The organism is Novosphingobium fluoreni, assembly GCF_014196615.1.
Lineage (GTDB): Bacteria > Pseudomonadota > Alphaproteobacteria > Sphingomonadales > Sphingomonadaceae > Novosphingobium > Novosphingobium fluoreni.
Genome location: NZ_JACIDY010000017.1, coordinates 1 through 17,692, shown reverse-complemented (window position 1 = coordinate 17,692; position 17,692 = coordinate 1). Strand labels below are relative to the sequence as shown.

18 protein-coding genes and 2 pseudogenes are annotated in these 17,692 nt (G+C 64.3%); 9 read left to right on the top strand and 11 right to left on the bottom strand.

The window, feature by feature from the left end; genetic code table 11:
* Positions 1 to 94: 94 nt before the first annotated feature.
* Positions 95 to 976: pseudogene (locus GGR39_RS16905) on the bottom strand (type IV secretory system conjugative DNA transfer family protein); the annotation flags it as partial.
* Positions 977 to 1,407: 431 nt separating this feature from the next.
* Here GGR39_RS16905 and GGR39_RS16900 point away from each other — a divergent pair.
* From GGR39_RS16900 to GGR39_RS16885, 4 genes are all read left to right on the top strand, one after another.
* Positions 1,408 to 1,980, top strand: coding sequence for an RNA polymerase sigma factor (locus GGR39_RS16900; RefSeq protein WP_183618951.1), 573 nt, complete (start codon positions 1,408 to 1,410; stop codon positions 1,978 to 1,980).
* A complete protein-coding gene (locus GGR39_RS16895; RefSeq protein ID WP_183618949.1) occupies positions 1,977 to 3,011 on the top strand; it encodes a FecR family protein in 1,035 nt (344 codons plus the stop codon). Before GGR39_RS16900 ends, GGR39_RS16895 begins: the two co-directional genes overlap by 4 nt.
* A 94-nt stretch (positions 3,012 to 3,105) precedes the next feature.
* Complete coding sequence (locus tag GGR39_RS16890; RefSeq protein ID WP_183618947.1) at positions 3,106 to 5,658, top strand: TonB-dependent receptor; 2,553 nt, start codon at positions 3,106 to 3,108, stop codon at positions 5,656 to 5,658.
* A 73-nt stretch (positions 5,659 to 5,731) separates the two neighbouring features.
* The gene (locus tag GGR39_RS16885; RefSeq protein ID WP_221226213.1) at positions 5,732 to 7,858 is read left to right on the top strand and encodes an Atxe2 family lasso peptide isopeptidase; all 2,127 of its coding nucleotides are present in this window, start codon (positions 5,732 to 5,734) and stop codon (positions 7,856 to 7,858) included.
* Here the strand turns inward: GGR39_RS16885 and GGR39_RS16880 are convergent.
* The 7 genes from GGR39_RS16880 to GGR39_RS16855 all read right to left on the bottom strand — a co-directional run bounded on the left by GGR39_RS16880 (position 7,788) and on the right by GGR39_RS16855 (position 12,455).
* Complete coding sequence (locus GGR39_RS16880; protein WP_183618937.1) at positions 7,788 to 9,539, bottom strand: asparagine synthase-related protein; 1,752 nt, start codon at positions 9,537 to 9,539, stop codon at positions 7,788 to 7,790. The two genes, GGR39_RS16885 and GGR39_RS16880, sit on opposite strands and share 71 nt — an antisense overlap.
* A complete protein-coding gene (locus GGR39_RS16875) occupies positions 9,539 to 10,171 on the bottom strand; it encodes a lasso peptide biosynthesis B2 protein (RefSeq protein WP_183618935.1) in 633 nt (210 codons plus the stop codon). The genes GGR39_RS16880 and GGR39_RS16875 overlap by 1 nt, the downstream gene beginning before the upstream one ends.
* A gap of 76 nt (positions 10,172 to 10,247) precedes the next feature.
* Complete coding sequence (locus tag GGR39_RS17435) at positions 10,248 to 10,382, bottom strand: hypothetical protein (protein WP_281374531.1); 135 nt, start codon at positions 10,380 to 10,382, stop codon at positions 10,248 to 10,250.
* A 119-nt stretch (positions 10,383 to 10,501) separates the two neighbouring features.
* Positions 10,502 to 11,044, bottom strand: a complete 543-nt coding sequence (locus GGR39_RS16870; RefSeq protein ID WP_183618933.1) for a GntR family transcriptional regulator — start codon at positions 11,042 to 11,044, stop codon at positions 10,502 to 10,504.
* Positions 11,045 to 11,063: 19 nt separating this feature from the next.
* Positions 11,064 to 11,630 (bottom strand): hypothetical protein, encoded by a 567-nt coding sequence (locus tag GGR39_RS16865; RefSeq protein ID WP_183618931.1) that lies wholly within the window; start codon positions 11,628 to 11,630, stop codon positions 11,064 to 11,066.
* 62 nt (positions 11,631 to 11,692) lie between these two features.
* Positions 11,693 to 12,013, bottom strand: a complete 321-nt coding sequence (locus GGR39_RS16860; RefSeq protein WP_183618929.1) for a hypothetical protein — start codon at positions 12,011 to 12,013, stop codon at positions 11,693 to 11,695.
* Positions 12,000 to 12,455, bottom strand: a complete 456-nt coding sequence (locus tag GGR39_RS16855; RefSeq protein WP_183618928.1) for a sigma factor-like helix-turn-helix DNA-binding protein — start codon at positions 12,453 to 12,455, stop codon at positions 12,000 to 12,002. The genes GGR39_RS16860 and GGR39_RS16855 overlap by 14 nt, the downstream gene beginning before the upstream one ends.
* A 658-nt stretch (positions 12,456 to 13,113) precedes the next feature.
* Between GGR39_RS16855 and GGR39_RS17625 the strand changes: the two genes are divergently transcribed.
* The 3 genes and pseudogenes from GGR39_RS17625 to GGR39_RS16845 all read left to right on the top strand — a co-directional run.
* A complete protein-coding gene (locus tag GGR39_RS17625; RefSeq protein ID WP_221226212.1) occupies positions 13,114 to 13,320 on the top strand; it encodes a transcriptional regulator domain-containing protein in 207 nt (68 codons plus the stop codon).
* Positions 13,271 to 13,840, top strand: coding sequence for a DNA -binding domain-containing protein (locus GGR39_RS16850; protein WP_183618953.1), 570 nt, complete (start codon positions 13,271 to 13,273; stop codon positions 13,838 to 13,840). Before GGR39_RS17625 ends, GGR39_RS16850 begins: the two co-directional genes overlap by 50 nt.
* A 262-nt stretch (positions 13,841 to 14,102) precedes the next feature.
* Positions 14,103 to 14,479 (top strand): annotated as a pseudogene (locus GGR39_RS16845) (IS5 family transposase); the annotation flags it as partial.
* A gap of 208 nt (positions 14,480 to 14,687) precedes the next feature.
* Here the strand turns inward: GGR39_RS16845 and GGR39_RS16840 are convergent.
* Positions 14,688 to 14,897: a hypothetical protein gene (locus GGR39_RS16840; protein ID WP_183618926.1), complete on the bottom strand. Its 210-nt coding sequence runs from the start codon at positions 14,895 to 14,897 to the stop codon at positions 14,688 to 14,690.
* A 363-nt stretch (positions 14,898 to 15,260) separates the two neighbouring features.
* Here GGR39_RS16840 and GGR39_RS16835 point away from each other — a divergent pair, with 363 nt between their 5' ends.
* Together GGR39_RS16835 and GGR39_RS16830 are read left to right on the top strand one after the other, a co-directional pair.
* The gene (locus GGR39_RS16835) at positions 15,261 to 15,506 is read left to right on the top strand and encodes an AbrB/MazE/SpoVT family DNA-binding domain-containing protein (RefSeq protein WP_183618924.1); all 246 of its coding nucleotides are present in this window, start codon (positions 15,261 to 15,263) and stop codon (positions 15,504 to 15,506) included.
* The gene (locus GGR39_RS16830; RefSeq protein ID WP_183618922.1) at positions 15,503 to 15,892 is read left to right on the top strand and encodes a PIN domain-containing protein; all 390 of its coding nucleotides are present in this window, start codon (positions 15,503 to 15,505) and stop codon (positions 15,890 to 15,892) included. The genes GGR39_RS16835 and GGR39_RS16830 overlap by 4 nt, the downstream gene beginning before the upstream one ends.
* Before the next feature lie 417 nt (positions 15,893 to 16,309).
* Here the strand turns inward: GGR39_RS16830 and GGR39_RS16825 are convergent, their stop codons facing one another.
* Entirely contained in the window at positions 16,310 to 16,828 is a 519-nt protein-coding gene (locus GGR39_RS16825) for a hypothetical protein (protein WP_183618921.1), read from the bottom strand.
* A 14-nt stretch (positions 16,829 to 16,842) separates the two neighbouring features.
* Positions 16,843 to 17,692: IS3 family transposase (locus tag GGR39_RS16820; RefSeq protein ID WP_183618919.1), on the bottom strand; the 850-nt coding region annotated here is incomplete at its 5' end.

Sequence of the window (17,692 nt, the reverse complement as noted above, 5' to 3'; positions counted from 1 at the left end):
CGTCATTCATATCTGGGCGGCATCAGCCCGCTCGCCTTCGAAGCCAAGGTGGCTTAATGAGAGAGGTGACCGGCACAAAACCGTTACAAGTCCAGTTGGTCTCCATCATCCGGCGCAGCGTCGCGGCAAACGAGCGTTGCGGATCGGAGAGGAAGGTCGCCACCCGAGCGAGCGTCTTTTCCTCCTCGGCATAGAGGATGTGGAGGATCGCGCCGACCAGCAGCGAGTGACTGGTCTTTTCCCAATGGTTGCGCCGCTCCAGCGCCCCTTCGGGGTCGACGAGGATATCGGCGATGTTCTGGACGTCGCGGACTTCGTCGACGCCGCGGCGCACTTCGAGCAGCGGATTGTAGCGCGCCGAGCGGGCGTCTGTCGGATTAAACAGCAGGCAGTGCGAGAACTTGGCGCGCCAGCCGGCGGTCAGCTGCCAGTTCTCACCCTTTATATCGTGGATGACGGCAGAACCGGTCCACGAGAGCAGGGTGGGGATGACGAGGCCCACGCCTTTGCCCGATCGCGTCGGGGCAAAGACCATGACATGTTCGGGGCCATCATGACGCAAGTACCGCTTGCCGATGCGGCCCAGTGCGACGCCCTTGTCACCGAGCAGGTTGGCCTTGGCGCGGTCCTTCGGCGTGGCCCAGCGGGCTGAACCGTAGGTGGTGACGTTCGTCGCCTGGCGGGCGCGCCACACGGAGCCGAAGATTGCAGCGCCGCAGCCAAGGAACCCTCCACCCGCTGCGATCGCGCCCGCCTTGTCGAACACGATCGGCGCATAGGCATCGAAGGAGAACCACCACGCGAAGATCGCCCACGGATGGTAGATCCGCACGCCGGAGACTATGAACCAGGGTGTGCCGAGTTCCGGCTGGTAGGCAAGCTGTCCGGCCGCCCATTGCGTTGCCGTCCAGATCGTCGCGACGATGATCGCCAGCACGACGAGAAACTGGACAATGAGCAACTTGGTCGGCGTCATGGCGGTCTCCACCCACACTCAGGCCAGCGGCTTGCGGGATGGCTCTATCATCGCTCAGCTGGCGGTCTACGAAGAGAGTCGCTCCGGTGACGTGAGGTACCTCGCTAGTGACGCCGAGCGCGCGCAAGTGCTCGGGCAGCGCGTGCATGATCTTTGTCTCGCTCACATCGATAGGCGGCGACAGGCGGTGAAAGGGCTAGTCGGGCGTTCCTGGCGCCTTGCGCCTTGCGCCTCAAATTCATTGCATTATGATCAATTGTGAAGGCGCCGATAGTCGGCACGCGCCTTTCTCCTGGCTTGCCAGGCATCATCGCACCTGTACCGCTGGTCGGGTGGCGGGGATCTGACGATCCCCAGCGTCGCTAGTCCCTCGCCAACCTCGGGCTCCTCCGGGGCGCGACGCTTGCCGGCCTACGAGGTCGTGCGTTTTCATGCACAAGCGACAGGCCAGCGCGCTCGCGCAGCAGCGCCATGCTGCACCGTCTCCGCCGAGCGGAGCAGGTCCGTGCGAAGCTGAACTGGACCAGCTGTTCCGCGATGAGGCGCCGCGGCTCGCGCGCTTCTTCCATCGCCGCCTGCGCGGCGCCGACGATGCCCCCGACCTGGTGCAGGAAGCCTTCGCACGCCTCGCCTCGTTCATGGCGCGCGAGACCCTGCGCCATCCGGCACCCTATCTCCAGCGCATCGCCCGCAATCTTCTGTTCGAACGCACCCGCCGCCGCGCGCGCGACGAAGTGGCGGCTCACCTGCCGCTCGACGATGGGCAGGAGCCCGCGGCGCGCGCCGAGCAGGAAGATCGCATTGGCGCGAGCGATGTCATGCGCATCTACCTCCAGGCGCTCGACGCGCTGCCCGCCAAAACCCGGACCGTGTTCCTGCTCCACCGCGTCGACGAACTCAGCTATCGCGAAATCAGCGAGCAGCTTGGCATCTCGATCCCGACCGTCCAGTACCACGTGGCGCGATCCCTCGCGCATATCGACGCGGCGCTCGAAAGCGAATGACCAGGCAGACACGTACCCGCCGGCAGGCCTTGCGCGATGAGGCCGCGGGCTGGTTTGCGCTCATGCGCGGGCCGGACGCCGAGCTCAGCCGACCCGCCTTCGAGACCTGGCTTGCGGCAGACCCGCTCCACCGGGACGCGTTCAATCGCATCGGCGAGACCTTCAGCCTGGGCAAGGGCCTCAAGCTCTTGCCTGATGCGAAGAGTGGCGCCTTTTCTGGTGTGACGGTCGCAAGCGCGCCGCGCTCGCTCACCACCGTCGTTCGCCGCGCAGCAATCGCCATGGTGCTGGTGATCGGCATTGTGTCCGCCACCACCCTACTCTTGCACAACCTGGGTGCTTTCGTGTCGGCCCCGCCAGCGCAGCAGCGTGTGCTTGCCACCGCTCGCGGCGAAGTCCGCGACTTCGCGCTTGCCGATGGCTCGCGCCTCACGCTCGATACTGACAGCGATGTCTCCGTCTCGTTCTCGGCGGCGCGCCGCGACCTTGCGCTCACCCGTGGTCGCGCGCGCTTTGCCGTTGCCCACGAGGCCCGGCCTTTTGTCGTCGCCGCCGCCGGCAACCTGGTCATCGCCCGCGGTACCGTGTTCGATATCACGTTGGGCGCGCACCGCACCGCGGTGGTCGATCTGATCGAGGGCGCGGTCGACGTACGCTCGAGCGTTGCGCCGCAGGCGCGGCGGCCGGGCGAGGCTTCAGCCACGCGGCAAAGCGCCGCCACCCGCCTGACCGCCGGCCACTCGCTCGCGCTCGGCACTGCGCAAGTTCGCCCGTCACCCCGGCTGCCCGCCAGCCGCGACTGGCCCGATGGCCTTCGCGATTTTCGCGCCGTGCGCCTCGGCGATCTCGTCGGCGAAGCCAACCGGTACGCCGGCAAGCCGATCGTGCTCGCCTCCCCCGACCTTGCCGGCCTGCAAGTGTCCGGCACCTTCGGCATTCGCGATACCGAGCGCCTCGCCGGCAACCTTGCCGAGCTCCTCGGGCTTGCCGTGCGCCATAACGGGGAGGCGCTCGTTCTCGTCCGGCGATAGGCGCCTGCCGGAAAAATTTCGTCGCGGTCTCATAAAGTTCGCGGGCGCGGCATGGAGGGTTCCGAACAGCAATTTTCATGATGCTGGGGGGACCATGACCAACTCGATTGTGAGCAGACTTGTCTTGACCGCGCTACTCATCACGCCTGCCGTCGCGGCGCGCGCCGAGGAAGCCAGGCGTGCGGTTCATCTGCCAGCCCAGCCGCTCGGCGATGCGCTGCGCGCGCTCGGACGCGACCGGGCGCGCGAGATCCTGTTCTCACCCCAGTCGGTGGCGGGCCGGACCGCGCCGGCTATCGATGGCGAACTCACCACCGACGAGGCGCTGGCTCTCCTGCTGCAGGGCAGCGGCCTCGTCGCACGCAATCGCAATGGGAGCATTCTCATCGCGGGGCGAGGGACCACGGTGACCGAGGCGATCGATCCGCAAACTGCCGCCGACAACACGATCGTCGTCAGCGGCTCACGGATCCGCGGCGCGCCGATCGCCTCGCGGGTGCTGCAGATCGGGCGCGAGGACATCGTCACTGGCGGCTTCGGCGACCTCGGTGCCGCGCTGCGCGCGCTGCCGCAAAACTTCGCGGGCGGCCAGAACCCCGGGGTGGGGTCGGGAGCCAGCGCCGGCGGCCTCGGCAACCAGAACATCACCGGTGGCTCGCAGGTTAACCTGCGCGGCCTCGGCGGCGATGCGACTCTCACTCTCCTGAACGGCAATCGCATGGCCTATGGCGGCTTCTCGCAGGGCGTCGATGTCTCCGCGATCCCGGTCGACGCGATCGAGCGCGTCGACGTGGTCGCCGATGGCGCTTCGGCGATCTACGGGTCGGATGCGGTCGCCGGCGTCGTCAACGTCATTCTGCGCAAGCCGTTCGACGGTCTGACCGCGCGTGCCCGCCTGGGCCAGGCGACGCGAGGCGGTGGCTTCACGCAGGACTACGCTCTCACCGGAGGTGCGACGTGGGACCACGGCGCGATCCTCGCGTCCTACAACTTCCGGCACAACACCCCCATCCAGGCGCGCCAGCGCGGCTACACCGCCCAGTTAGGCGACGCGCCCTACATGCTCCTGCCCCGGCAGGGCACTCATTCCGGCCTGCTGCGCGCGACACAGAACCTGGGCGTCGCGATCCACCTCAGCGTGGACGGGCTCTACAACGCGCGGGATCAGACCCGCGCAATCACCACCTACGGCAGCCTGGGCACCGTTCGCGTCAAGGATCGCATGATCTCGCTCGCACCGGGGATCGATGTCGATGCAGGCGGTGGCTGGACCGTATCGCTGCGCGGCGTTCTCTCGCGTGACCGCACCACCGCTCACGACGAGACATCGGTTGACGGCACCCCGATCTACGCCGCGACGGTGTGCTACTGCAATTCGCTCGCCAGCGTCGAAGCCTTCGTGAGCGGGCCCTTGGTCCATCTTCCCGCAGGTGCGGTCAAGCTGGTCGCGGGCGGCGGTCACCGGATGAACCGCTTCCAGAACATCAACCTTATGACCGGCAAGAGCCTGGGCGGCCGGCAGCGCGACACGTACGCCTACGGCGAACTCTTCGTACCGCTGGTCTCGGCCGACAACGCGCGACCACTCCTGCGCGCGCTTTCGGTGTCTTTCGCTGGTCGCTACGACCACTACAATGCGTTTGGCGGTATCACGACGCCCAAGCTCGGTGTGATCTACCGGCCCGCCGATGCAGTGGAACTCAAGTTCTCATGGGGCCGCTCGTTCAAGGCGCCGACGCTGCTGCAGCAACTGCAAGGCCGGTCGGCGACGCTGATCGAGGCGGCGACGCTCATCGGCTCGGATGCGCCAGCGGGCGGCAGCGCGTTGTACACCGGCGGCGGCACACCGGGGCTCGATGCAGAGCGCGCCACGAGCATGAGCTGGAGCGCCTCATTCCAGCCCACCGCCGTCCCGGATCTCGGGCTCGATCTGACCTACTTTCGCGTGCGCTACCGCGACCGGGTGGTGCAGCCGATCGGCAACTTCCTCGATGCGCTTAACCCCGTCTATGCCGGGTACATCGTGCGCAATCCGACACGCCAGCAAGTCGAGGCGGCGGTCGCGTCCTCCGACACCGGTGTCGACACCTACGGCAATGTGACTCGCGATCTTGGCGCAGTCGCCTATATTATCGACAACCACTACACCAACGTCGCGGCGCAGAAGATTCAGGGACTCGACGCTGGGCTGTTCTATACCGGGCCGCTCGGCCCCGGTGCGGTTACCGCCGCGCTGAATGCCAGCTGGCTCGACTCACGTCAGCGGAACGACAGCGCGTCGGCCCCCTTCAATATTGCGGGATCGATCTGGAGCCCGGCCCGGTATCGCGCCCGTGCAAGCCTCGGATGGGAAGGGCACGGCCTGAAGACCTTTGGCTATCTGAATTACACGGGACCGCTGAAGGACCGGCGCACGGCCGTGACTGCGATCGTCCGCTCTACCGTCACGGCCGACCTGTTCCTGGGCTACACCGTCCCCGCCCGCTCGGGAGCCTTGCGCGATGTCACGCTCAGCCTTGCCGTTGAGAACCTGTTCGACACAAAGCCGCCCTATTTGCTGGCAGCGCCTTACGTCGAACCCTACGATTCGACCAACTACTCGCCCGTCGGCCGCTTTGTCGCCGTCTCGATTGCGAAATCACTCTGATCGGCGGGCGATGACAAGGAAGCTGTCCCCGCCACCGCCAGCATCGGCGTTGTTTTGCAGCGCGCTTGGCGCCATGTTTCTGGTGCTCGCCAGCGGCGCGGCGGCGGAGCCTGACGGGCAGGGTTCCTCCGCGCGCCCAGCGGCGATAGCGGGCCACGCGACCGATCTTGGCTTGGCGCATCGCTGCGACCGGCTCGCGCTCGCCTCGAAGGTCCTGGCGGCCACGCATCCCGCCACGCCGGCGGACCTGCTGTCCTTACGCGACTTTGGCGGATCGAACCTCGACGCTGCCGCGCCACCGGGCTTTGCGATCTCGCCCGACGGCACTCATCTCGCCGTGCAGGTTCGCCAGGCCGCGCCTACCAGCAATACCTACTGCCAAGCCCTGCTGGTGTTCGATCTCGATCGTCCCGAAGCAAGACCGGTGACGATCACGCTGGGCCCGCAGCTCGCGCGCGACACCTTCACGATGTACGGAATGGCCGGCTTCCCGATGGGCAATCCCAGGCCCCTGACGCCTGCCTGGTCGCCCGACGGCCGATGGCTCGCCTTCATCCAGCGCGTCGAAGATTACGACGGCCTGTTCCTCGTGCCAGCGGCGGGCGGGGCCGTGGTGCCGCTCGCACGTCCGCCAGCCGACGTCACCGATTTTTCCTGGGCAGATGATGCCACAACCCTGGACTATGAAACCAATGCACCACGTCTCGATGCCGAGCGCCGCCAGGCGCAAGAAGGCCGCGATGGCTATCGCTACGATGACCGGTTCTGGATGTTGGCCACGACCACGCCGTTCGTGCGCGGCAGCTTCGAGGCCGCTCGCGTCCGGCTGACCCTGAACCGGACCGGGGCGGTGCGAACGGCAATCCCAATGGTAAACGCGGCGGTAAATGCGGGTGCGAACCGCGCCTGGGTGTCGCTCGACTCTCAACCTGCGGGTGCGTTTCGCACCCGCGTTCACGCGCGTGTCGGAAGCGCGGAGACACCGTGTCGTTTTCAGACCTGCGAAGCAGCCGAGGCGGCCTGGTGGTCGGCGCCGCTCCAGTCCGTTGTCTTCGTGCGCCGTGAAGGCCACGCTTCATCGCGCACCGCGCTCTATACGTGGCGTCCCGGGCGGCAGGCGCCGCGCCGTATCGCCGCGACCGACGATGCCTTGAGCGGGTGTACGCTGGCCGGCGAGCGCCTGGTGTGCGGGCGCGAGCGATCCGCGTTCCCGCGTGACATCATCAGCTTCGACTTGCAAACCGGACATGGCACGCCGCTAGTCGATCTCAATCCGGAGTGGAACGCCGTAGCGCCCGCGAGGATCACGCGCCTGCGCTGGACCAACCGCTTCGGCCTCCCCGCCTTCGGCGACCTCGTCGTGCCGCAGCGCGTCGCCGTCGAAGCGCGATTGCCGCTCGTCGTGGTGCAGTACGAGACGCGCGGCTTCCTGCGCGGCGGCACCGGTGACGAATACCCGATACGAGCCATGGCCGATGCAGGCTTTGCAGTCCTGAGTATCAACCGTCCGATGGACCTTGGCGTCTGGCTCGCGCGGTCGGGCCGGCCGGCCAGCCAGCAGGATCTGATGGCGAACTGGGCCGATCGGGCCAGCGTGCACGATTCTCTGCTTGAGGCCATCAGGCAGGCCGCGGCCGTCGTGCCGCTCGATATGTCCCGCATCGCGGTGACCGGCCTCAGCGATGGCGCGTCCACCGCCACCTATGCGCTGATCCATTCCCGCGTGTTCAGCCTGGCCTTGCTCAGCACCTGCTGCGAAGATCCCGCCGTGACCACCACTGCGATCGGCCCCGCATATGAAGAGATGCAACGGATGAATGGCTACCCGGTGCCGTGGGAGCGCCATCGGGACAGCTGGCACGAAATGAGCCTCGCTATGAACGCGGAACATATCTGCGCCGAGATTCAGATCCAGGCGGCCGACCGCGAAGCCCGCATGGCACTCGCCACCGTGGCTGCCGTGCGCAATGCGGGCGTCCGGATCGAAATGTACCTCTATCCCGACGAATACCATGTGAAGTGGCAGCCGGCGCACCGCGCCGCGATCTACCGGCGCAATCTCAACGCGCTTGTCGCGTGGCGGTCGCGGCCCCCCGTCGCCTGTCCCAGCCAGCGCACGACGGCGGACCTCACGCCCAATGCTGCGCCCAGGCCTCGAAGTCGGCCAGCCGCAGCAGACGCGGGAACTGATGGGACGTAAGGTCGGCACCGGGTGCCAGCTGCCCCTCGATGGCCCGCCGATCCACGAGCCCCGCCGCTTGCAGCGCCCCGTCCAGCAGCATTTCGCGCAAGCGCTCCTTGTTGAGCCGGTAGACGTCGCGCTGCAAACGCCCAAGCCCACCTTTGGAGCGGCGCCAGGCGACTTGGGGTGGGAGCCACTTGGCGGCCACCCTGCGAGCCAGATAGCGATTGTGCCCGTTGCCAAGCCACATCCAGGTGGGAATCCGCAAGCATATCTCGATCAGCGGTTGCGACAGCATAGGATAGACCGCCTTGAGGCTGCCCGACCGGGCGAACCCATGCATGTTGAAGCAACTCGAGTAAATGCCCCGCACGTGCTCCAGTTTGCCCGGACACAAGTCCGGGGGAGGGGGCGGCCACGGAAGCTCGGTGTCGGCAAGCACACAGCGTACATCCGCTGACAGGAATGTCGGATTCTTCGCGAGCGGGACTTGGGCGTGCGTTCGCATCGACTTGGCCACGGCCTTGCGCAGGCCCACCCAGAAGCTGACCTGCGCGGCTGCCGACAATTCGGTGACCGTGTGCAGGAAACCGCCGAGCCGATGCTGCGATCTCCAGCGATCGACCGCTGGCCCTGAACTTTGCAAGTGGCACAGGACTGCATCACCGCCGCCGCCATTGATGAAGGCGGTCGCATCCGGCGCTGCCCCCAGCGTCAGCCGATCGATTTCCTGGACGAACGATCGCGCGTGCGGGCGCGGCAAGTATGGCGTCGGGCAAAGGCGCACATCGACGCGCTCGGCCTGGGGCTCAGCTTCGGCAAGTTTGATACCCAGATGTTCGGCGACCGCCCGCGCAAACCCTCGCTCGTCGCCCTCTGTCGCTGCCGAGAACACGGTGACCGCCCGCACCTCGGTCTTTCGGCGTGCCGCCATCGCGGCGAGGAGCGAAGAGTCGAGGCCTCCTGACAAATCGAGCAAAGGCAGGGTCAACCTGCTGATGCGCGCCGAGGTACAGCGCATGATCTCGCGCTCGAGAAGCACTTTGGCAGCCTCTTCCTCGTCCAGCCAGCGGTCCTGTGACGCATGGTGCCAGGGATTCCAGTTGAAGCGGGTTATCAGGGCCGCGTTCAGAGGCCATTCGAGCGTCTCGCCACCGCGCAGCTCGCAGATCCCTGTGAGACAGGTCGTCCGCGCGGCAAAGTCGTCGAATGCGAGCTGGCTCGCGATGTTAGGCCATGAAATCCGGGCGCGCACTTGCGTGCATCCTGCCAACAGATGCGCATCTGAGGCCAGAACAAGCGCGTCGCCCGCGCAAGCATAGTAGACCGGCAGCGAGGAGAACGGCGCATGATAGGCCGCGAACTCGCTGCCCATGTCGGGCCTACCCAGCAGCAGAAACGATCCCCAGCATCGCTCTGCTAGCTCTGCGCTCCGACAGATCGGTGCCAGCCTCTCGATCGCGGTGGCCGTCCCGTCGAAGGCTTCGCCTGGGCCATGCCGGAAGTAAAGGTCACCGATGATCCCGCCCGAGAACGCCTCGGTGTCGATGGCGAACGCCTCCATGTTCTGGGCCATCAACAGGAGTCCCGGCATTTGCGAGATCGGCGCGAGGCCCGCGCCCTTGCCGTAATGCAACGCAGTTTGCGCGATCGCAGGCACAGTCCCCGGATGCGTCAACACGGCCAAGAACCGACGCATCACGAGACCACCCTGATCGGTACGAACAGACCGATCCGTTCGACCGTGTCATTGAGCAGGGTGGTGCCATGCTGAAGCCAGCAATGCGCCTCGAACGGGTGTAGCTTGACACCAATGACGAGGCTGCTTGCCAGGCTTTGCTTTGCCAGGGCGGCTTGCAGCGCGAGCGAGCGCAGCAGGCATGTGTCGTTTCTCAGCGCGTATCGTTCGATCGTCCGAAACGCGGCAAGCGTCGGCGCAAGAACGTCAGGCTCAAAGGAGATCGAATCGGTGATAGCACTGTTGCGGATGCTGACCTGTGTAAGCACCTGCTCGAGCCGGCGCGCAGCCAATTGCACGCGCAGACATCCTAGCAGCCACAGCGACTGCGCGAGCAAACGCGGTGAGGTATGGCCATTCCGGAAATCAGGACCGAGCTCCTCGAGCGCGACGGGATCGGGTTGACGAGGGCGGGGCTTCGCCGACGGGTCATCGAACCATCCCCAAGCCTCCATCCTTTGCGTAAGCCGACTTGGCGTGGCGCCGGGATCGTGATGGACGATGGGCTTCGCCGCCGCCCAAGGCAACGCGCTGTAGCGGTTTCGCCGCACATCGAGAAAGACGGCTGTCTCGTCGACGCGGCAGTACGACACCCATGATGCTAGCATTGCGCTTGCCCTCACTAGCAGGCGTGGGCCGGACCTGTGCATGGTCCGGCCCACACGCGGGTCAATCGACCAACATGCCCGTTAGCTGACGGGGTTGCGGAGCGTCCGGCACGATGGCGCCGCCATTGCCCTGCGTCTGCGCGGTGGCCGATCCAAGATCGATCAAGTCGGTCTCGGTTTTTGTTTCTTGGGTCATGAAGTGCCTCTATTGGCGAGTCGCCTAATTGCGACAGGTCAATAATCCGGCGGGTTAAGGATATATCAAAGTCTATACTGCGATATATACGCAGATTTGAAAAAAATTAATTCAGGCCTCTACGGCTCTTCACCTAATATTCTTCCAATATGCTTCTGCCGCCGCTGGAAATAGGCACGCAGTGCTCTGGGCAGGCTGGTGGTGTCATCAGCCGCGCAAGCTCTCAAAAGACCGTCGAATTCAAGCGCCAGCCCCGTCATGCGCCGCTCTTCCATCGTCCTGATCGGATGCATCTGATCGTTCAGCCGCGCCACCGCCGCATGCATCGCCTCATTGCCGGCTCGCGAGGCCACGGCGATCAGCAGCGCGTCGATCGGATACCGCAGGCGGCTTGCTGTAAGGTCAGGCGTGTGCGGACCACGCGCGTGGCGCACGCACGCCAGCGCCAAGTCAAGACCAAACTGATAATAGTCTCGCGCGATCGCGCCGTCGACTTGGCGAAGTACAAATCCGCCGGTTCCTGGCATGTCGACCAGACCTTCGCCGACAAGTCGCAGCAGCGCCTCGCGCACCGGGGTGGCGCTGGCCTCGTACTTGTGCGCCAGCGCATTGATATTAAGACGCTCGGTGGTTTGACGGCTGCTGAGAATGTCGACTTTCAAGCAGAGATACACGCGCTCGCTAGTCTGGTGATCGCCCACCATAGCCCCGTTCCCCCTCTAGCGAGCAAGGTTTACCGCGCCGAATCGTTTGCGTCTTCCAGCTCCTGGCGGCCAAGCTTCCAGCACCAGCGATGGCAATGGTCGACGCCGTTTGGTCGACGACCGCCATGCTCACGCGCTGCTGACGGTGCTGGTGGCGGGCGGTACCGATGCACACGATCAACATCATCGGATAGGAGACCTTTCCCAATACCCACCAGTAAACGAGTGGCAGGATAGTCGGCTCGAAGGCGCGGGCCCCGTGAGCCGCAACTGCGATGCACTGCAACGCCGCAACCCACAGTGGCCAGAACCGGTCGGCATATAAAGCGACAGCGATAAACGCGCCCAGCACGGCAACATCGATCCAGAACAACCGCCATTCGACGTGTCGATAATCCAAGGCACCCTCTGCATTCGCGGCGAGCGTGGCTATAGTCGCGCCCAGCATCACGGCGCTGGTGATCCTCTCGGGTGCCCCGCCGCGCGACCCGGTCAGGAATCCGGTGAGGAGCAGGAGCGTGATATAGACAAAGCTCTCCGGCACGTAGCGTCCTCGCACTGGTTTGTGTTTAGCCACCTGCAAGACCGCGGGGCCGAAGATCTCCCTCAGCCAGACGCGGACGGGGGTTTTAGCACATCACCGAACGCGCGAATGTCGATGCCGAGCCGTTGCGCCAGGGTCTCAAGTTCACGATGCGCCTGAGCGATGTGGCCAAGCGCATTGGACGTGAGCAGTTGCGCGTTGCTAATAGCCGTGAGAATTTGATGCCCGCAGATCGGGGATACCTTCTGACCTACCTGCGCGATGATCGCCGCGGTCGCGAGTTCGCCACCTTTGGCAAACAGAGTCTGCAAGAGCCGTTCGTAAGCAATCAGGTCGCTCACGAGCCCGACCACGCCGGGGCGATCCCGCTCAAGAGTATCCAAGCAAGCGCGAGATGACGGCGAGCCCGGTAACGAACATTCCGAAGCTGATGGCGAGGCCGAAGGCGATCTGGAGAATCCAGAACAGTCGGCGACTTGGCTTGAGATCATTGGGTTCAACTCCCGAGATACGAAAGGGTAGCACTCCCAACCAGTTGCGTGGCTGCTGTGCGGTTCCGGGAAGTGATGGGCAGGTATCGACCGAGGCCACCCCCGTCTTTTGAGGTTCCAGAAGTTCAGGGGGTGCAGGCTGCAGGTCGCCGAACAGCATTTCTGCGGCACGACGGCGGTTTTGCGCCCCAAGAAGCGCGACCGCCTCGGCGATGTACGAATCGACCGTGCCGATGCCAATGCCAAGCGTAGCGGCAATCTCCTTAGAGGTCCGGCGTTCGAATACCAGCCTAAGGCAGTCTCTCTGACGCGGCGAAAGGCGCTCCAGGATCACGGCTGCCTCGCGCCAACGCGCCGGCGAATCGGCCGATCCGCGCCTCCCCGATAAGCAATCGCGGCGACAGTTCTCAAAGTCCTTGCTTTAATCACACGCTTGCCTCCTTGCCGTTGGTGACCGCGCCTCCCCGCAGCTTTTAGCCCGCCGGCTTCAATCGGCCTGCCCAGGCAATCGCTGAGCCTACGCCTGAAATCTTAACCGTGATCAGGCCACCGGAGTCGTGCGCATACGAGCACATTACCATTCGCGCGGTGCGCTGCTCGCCAGACTTTACCTAAAGCTGCGGAGTTTCAAGTCCTCGCTCACGCTACGCAAGCTGCTGAGCGCGATGTAGGAACGTCCGATCGGGGCGGCCGATGCGTTGAACCCAGTTTGTGCCTCGGCAATGGAGATATACCCCTCGATATACATGGGATGACAGATCCAAGCAGCTCGGGGCAGATCGATCGACATAGCAAGTACCTGTCATTGCTGCACATCTCTTCGCCGAGGCGAGGCCGTGCGGACAAGCCGGAGCGATGCTGATGACGCGAATGAGGCCCCTTGGCCCGGAGATATGCCTTGTACGCTTCCCGCGGTCTTGATCGGCCGCGATGATTACGCAGCAAAATTTTGCTGCCACGGGTAGCCGACTGGCTGTAGAAACGGGCAAGTGATGCGCGCCGGGCTTGGCCAACGGCTTGACGCGCTCGCACATCGGGGCCGGGCCGGACTCGCCTGGGAAGTGCTGCGCCGCAATCCTGAATACGTTGCGATGTTTGCCGACGCCAACTCCTCTCCTGCGGCAGGCGAAGCCGGTCCGCCAGGTGTCGATGCGCCCGGCGACTGGGGGCTTCATTTTCGTCGAGGATCCCGCCCATGATTGCACTTGCGTATTGCCGATCTGGTCCGCAGCTCTTGATCCTGGTGTTCTTCGTGCCCGAATCGTAGTCGATGCCGGGCAAATTCCCAGCAGCTTTGATTTCCAGAGAGCCGGGCTGCGGCGTGTCGCCAGTTCGGTCGGCGAGCACATTGCGTTTGATCGCGCCGGTGAGGTCGTCCGGATCGACGTCATCGACGGGGCTGTCTCACCGGACCGAGCGAACCTGTGCTTCGAGATCATCGCCGACCACAGGCTGGAGCGGCAGATCAGGGCTTTGCAATCCCTCTTCTCTCCTTTTGTCCGGCAATCGCCCAATGGCTGGTTCAAGCGTCAACACCTCGCGCTTCTCGCGAACGATCTCAGCCAGGCCGGCGCAAGCTTGCGCGAAGCGGCCGATGTCCTGCTGGGACCAGGAGAATGGCCGGGAGATGGCGAACATCGCAAGTCTCAGGTCCGGCGGCTTGTAAAGCGGGGTTTGCAACTGTGCCACTCGACTCCCGGCGGCATCCTGGCGGGGTAGCGGACATGCCAATGACCGCATGGAAACAGGACGCGCGACCGCGTTGTCCCGATCGATGGCCCTGGGTTAGGCCGTCGACTCATAAGCGCGTAGCCAAATCCGCGTCGAAGCCAACTGGACCATCGCGAGGACGTTCTAGGGCGCGAACTCATAAATTGGGTTGAGCTGTTGCGCGTAGCGTGATTCAGGCACTTCTGGAAACGGAGGGCGTATGGCGCGTCGGCTGTATGAATTGACGGACAAAGAATGGCTCATCTGAGCCATACTGCCCAACAAGCCGCGTGGGGTGCCTCGGGTAGATGATCGGCGGGTCCTGAATGGCATCCTCCGGCGTTTCCGGTCCGGTGGGCCTTGGGCAGAGATCCCAGAGCGCTATGGGCCGTCAACAACCTGCTACAACCGGTTCGTCCGCTGGCGAAGGGCCGGTGTATGGGACCGGCTGCTGGTGGCAGTATCCGCCGGCTTCAATGGTGAGTTGGTGATGATTGATTCCACCTGCATGCGCGTCCACCAGCACGGTGCGACGGGCAAAAGCGGGGATCTAGAGATCATGGCATGGGACGTTCCCGGGGCGGCCTTACAACCAAACTCCACGCTCTCGTCAATGCTGATGGCCTGCCGCTGCGCCGCGCCTTTACGGCAGCGATTGGCGCGCAGCGGATTGCGCACCATCGGCGCAGATGTCGGCGGCATTTCGCCACCAAACTCGAGCATGCGATGGACAGTTGCGACACTGGCGATCCGGCGCGTAAGCGTCGCGGCCTTCTTGCCGTCGGCTTCCAGCGCGCGCAGGTAGCGGACCAAGTCCTCGGGGGCTGCGGGGAGCCCGTGACGACGCTCGTGCGCATCAGTTGAGCCAGCAATCGATATCTGCCGCGATCGCCAGCTTCGACGCGGGCGCCATGGCCTCGAGCGCAGTCTCAAGACCTAGCGCGCTGATCGGCGGCAGGTCGACCGGTGCGGCCCGCGTGAGCGTTCCGATCAGGCGGTCATCGGGGTCAAGCGCATGGGCGCGGCGCGCGTATCGATGCGGCAATGGTCCGGTCCCGCGGTTCATCATGGTAATTGTACGGGCACTTGGGGGCGTTAGTAACTTAAGGCGCTCGGACGATGCAGCATCGCCGCCGATGGTCTCCTTGCCACTATTGGGCCCGGAGAATTGTTCTGTGCATGGTCACGTTGCGATGCCTCTTTTCTGTTTTCGTGACGCGCGCCCAGTCCCGCATTTCTGTTCTGAACAATAACACTCCCGGAATCACCATGATGTCTAAGCATAGAAAGTGAGTTGCTCTGGCGTGGCACAGGTGAGGGGGGGTGTCATGATTTTGCTCAGTGTGACACATACGCCGCACCGTTGATCGTTTAGGGCATCTTGGCTATAGTATCATATGCTAGCTCCCAAGCACACAGTGAGGCTCAGATGACGATCCAAGTGAACATTACGCCAAACGGACGTATGAGTCTGCCGGCTGACATTCGCAAACGTCTCGGCTTGAACGGCGGCGGCGCGGTCTACCTCGACGAAACCGACGACGGTGTTGTCCTGCGCACCGCAGCGCAGGCCGTGGCACGCGCGCAGGCGCTGGCAAAGCGCTATACCGGCGACAACTCGGACACGTCGGTCGATGCGTTCCTGGCCCGACGCCGCGAGGACAGCGGCGAGTGAGTGAGATCGTTCTCGACGCGTCCGCGCTGCTGGCCATGATCAAGGGCGAGCGTGGCGCTGCCAAGGTCGCCGCCGCCATCTCGACCGCGCGGATCAGCGTGGTCAACTATGCCGAGGTGGTCACTCATTTCATCCACGCCGGCATGCCCGAACGCGAAGTGGATGCGATGCTCGACCCCCTGCCGATTGCGATCGTGCCGGTCGACAAGGCGCTGGCGCAGATGGCCGGGCGCTTGCGGGCGGTCACGGCTGAAGCTGGCTTGTCGCTGGGCGACCGGTTCTGCCTGGCGCTGGCTCGCCGCGACGGACTGCCCGCCTGGACCAGCGATCTCAATTGGAAAAAGGTTGCGGTGGCCACAGACGTCAAGGTGGTCGCTATCCGCTGATTAATCAGCCAACAACTGGAGCAGAGTCTGGAGGACGTGGTTTGGGGCTTTCCGGTCGTTCGGTGCCGCGACTGGGAACGTCCGGTTACGCCAACACCGGCCATTTGTGCATCATCTTAAGCCGTCTCTCCAAGGTCCGGGCTGTTGGACGATCCGGACGCCTCCTTGCGAGCGCAGCTTGGCGAAAGCGGACGTTAATTCATCAAGTCGTAAATCGGAGGCGTGAACGGCCGGGTTGTCGGACGTTTGAGACTGTCCGGAATCAGGAACGAAATCGCGTGAACCTGCCGTTCGTTCAGGTAGCTGCTTGATCCTTGAAGACCCAACAGCGGTCATCCAGAACGCCCTGCTGGCTGCTCAGCTTCAGTCATTCGTTCAGCTGATATAAGGGCGCCTGCCCTTACCAGCTAGGCTCACCTATTTGAACGAGTAGCGCAGTTCGGCGGTTCCGCCTGATGGCACGGTCTGCGTCCAGGTGGGCAGGCCGTCGACCAGCGGCAGCGACACGCCATCAGCCTTGATGACAGGTCCAGAGCTAGCGATGGGGATGTCCACGGTGACGGGGATCAAGTTAGCATTGGTCACCCGCAGCCGGGCTTCGCTTGAATTGATGCGGTCGTTGCTGACCAGCACTTGCGAGCTGCGACCGGCGGCAAGGCGGAACACCTCGCCTGTCGCTCGGTCCTTCGTGGCGTCCAGGCCGAGCAGTTGCAGCGAGCCATCGCGACGCGTAGCATAGAGGGCTGTGCTGCCGGCGGGGAGCGCGAGGCCGAGTCCGGTGGCGGGCGTGTTGGTCAGGACCAGCACGGCAGATGTAGGCGCGGCCTCAAGCCACTGTCCGGGGTAGATTTTCAGCCGATAGCGCTTCTCAAAACTCACACCGCTGCGCGCAAGCAGCGCGACTTGCTTCTGGCCTGCTGCCGGTTTGGCGGACACCGAGATAAGCTCATTCAGGCTACCCCAGCTTCTCGTTCGAAGTCGATAGGGCTGAGGTAACCCAGGGTCGAGTGGCGCCGGGTCGGGTTGTAGAAGCATTCGATGTAATCGAACACGTCGGCCTTCGCCGGGGCCCTCGTTCGGTAGACCTTCTTCCCGATCCGCTCGGTCTTGAGCGAGGAGAAGAAGCTTTCCATGGCGGCATTATCCCAGACATTGCCGGACCGGCTCATCGAGCAGGTGACGCCATTGTCAGCCATCAGCCGCTGGAACTGCTCACTGGTATACTGGCTGCCCTGATCCGAGTGGTGCAGCAGGGCATCGGGCTTGCCGCGCCGCCAGATCGCCATGATCAGCGCATCAGTGACGAGCTGGGCAGTCATGGTGCCGCTCATTGACCAGCCAACCACCCTACGGGAGAACAGGTCGATCACGGCGGCCACGTAGAGCCATCCTTCGGCCGTCCAGATATAGGTGAAGTCAGCCACCCACTTCTGATTGGGCCTGTCGGCGGTGAACTGGCGATCCAGCACGTTGCCGGCGATGACCGAACGTTCGCCCTGATCCTTGGGCAGTCCGCGACGACGGGGCCGTGCCCGTAGCCCCTGTGCCTGCATAAGCCGTTCGACCCGATGCAGGCCGCAGGAGATGCCTTCGGCGAGCAGATCGTGCCAGACACGGCGGGCACCATAGGTGCGATAGCTGCCGACATGGCTGGCCCTGACCCTGGCACCGATCACTTCATCGTCCCTGGCACGTTGCGATGGCGCTCTGGTGAGCCAGGCATGGAACCCGCTTCGCGAGACACCGAGCGCCCCGCACATCCATGCCACCGGCCAGATCCCTCGGTGCTTCGCGATGAAG